The organism is Spirosoma arcticum (assembly GCF_054779955.1).
Map to the genome: position 1 here is coordinate 1 of NZ_BAAGXG010000054.1, position 1,724 is coordinate 1,724.

The 1,724-nt window shown below is 51.3% G+C and carries 1 protein-coding gene; it reads left to right on the forward strand.

Annotated elements, in window-relative coordinates:
- Positions 1 to 318 precede the first annotated feature (318 nt).
- Positions 319 to 1,692, forward strand: coding sequence for an IS110 family RNA-guided transposase (locus ACYVHB_RS32800; RefSeq protein ID WP_461056298.1), 1,374 nt, complete (start codon positions 319 to 321; stop codon positions 1,690 to 1,692).
- Positions 1,693 to 1,724 lie beyond the last annotated feature (32 nt).

Below are 1,724 nucleotides of genomic sequence, written 5' to 3' on the forward strand. Positions count from 1 at the left end.
CGTTTTCAGCCCAACCGCCACCGAGTTCGCGGGCGAACGAACCCAGAAAAACGCATGAGAACAGTAAACCACCGTTTGAGCCTATATTTACCTGGCTGTCAGTAGCCCCTTGTGGGAAGATCGTCCCTGTTTGTTGGTGCTCATCAACCCGTCCAACCGCCCGATTTGGCTATTCGTCATGGAGTGGCTTTCTACTTCATGCGTTGAGAACCCAATTGGTAGAGAAGCAGCCGCTTTTACTCCGTACATCCTGATTATCGCTTATCTTAAATAGCCCGCTGATAGCCTTTTGTTTCCACTGCTTACCCTCTTTCAAGCATGAAAAAGCAGGATAACTATCTGGCCATGCCCGTCGTCCACCAGCAGGTGGCGGGTATCGACATAGGCTCTCAGTTTCACGTTGTGGCCGTGGGCGACGATCCTAAACAACACGTTCAGCAGTTCGGTGTGTCCACTAAAGAACTCTTCCGGCTTGCTAAGTGGCTGACCGACCATCAGGTCAAGCACGTAGCGATGGAAGCAACCGGCGGGTATGAACGACCATTGGTTAACGTGCTTCAGGAGGCTGGTTTTAAGGTACTCGTTACTTCAGGGGCTAACACGAAAAACTATCGACGTTTCAAATCTGACACCTCAGATGCGATTCACATCCGTACCCTGCACAGCTTGGGCTTACTGCCGCCCATCTTTCTGCCCGACGAGTTCTCAACACTTATCCGGCCACTGGTGCGGTTGCGTCGGAGTCTGGTCGAGGATGCCGCCGATTATATCCGGCGTATTCAAAAAGCACTGCGGGCAGGCAACGTGCGACTTGATGCAGTGCTGACCGATACCAATTCGGTGTCGGGTTTACGGATCATTGCTGCCATCTGTCAGGGCCAGGAAGACCCCATTAAACTGGCCGAACTGGTTGATGGCCATTGTAAAAAGAAACCTGCCGAAATCATCGAGTTACTGCGGGGTAACTGGAACGGGGCCATGCGCTTCGAGGTTCGCAGCAACTATCGGCTCTACCTGAATCTACAAACCGAAATCGCTGAGTTAGATAAGGAACTGGATCGCCACTTCACCGACCACACAAAAGGGTTAGAACAGCCCCAGGCCGTAGCAGATCCAACGGCAGGCCGTCAAAAATTACGGCAGTCGCGCAACACCCCGCGTCTGTCTATTGAACAGTATGCTCATAAACTGTTGGGGGTTGATTTAAGCAACATACCCGGCTTCGGTCGGGATGCCCTACTGACGTTCATGGCTGAAGTCGGCGAGTCGATCAGCAAGTTTCACTCGGCCAAAGCCTTTGCTAAATGGCTGGGGTTCACTCCCAATAACAAGGCATCGGGCGGTAAAGTGTTGTCGAAGAAGACCTTGAAGAACAAGTCCACCTTACCCAATACGTTTCGGATGGTGGCTAATTCACTAGGCAACATGAAGAAGCCCAATCCGATGACGGCGTTTTTTCAGCGGATTGCCTACCGGGCTGGCCGAATTAAGGCTATCACCGCCACGGCACGTAAGTTGGCGGTAGTAGTTTACAAAATGCTCACGACGGGCGAAGCCTATGAGCCAACTAAATTAATGCGGGATGTGGCTCAGGTGAAACAGCAGCAGATTCGACAGATGAAGAAAAAGCTGGCTAAGTTTGGGATAACGGGCGAAGATTTGGGTCTTTTTACTAACTTAAGGATGGCTTGATAATGAGCAAGTTAGAAAGCATGCGTACATCC

What these genes read in the sequence shown, in the direction of transcription:
- ACYVHB_RS32800 (WP_461056298.1), top strand. Translation starts at nt 319, where the DNA reads ATGAAAAAGCAGGATAACTATCTGGCCATGCCCGTCGTCCACCAGCAG.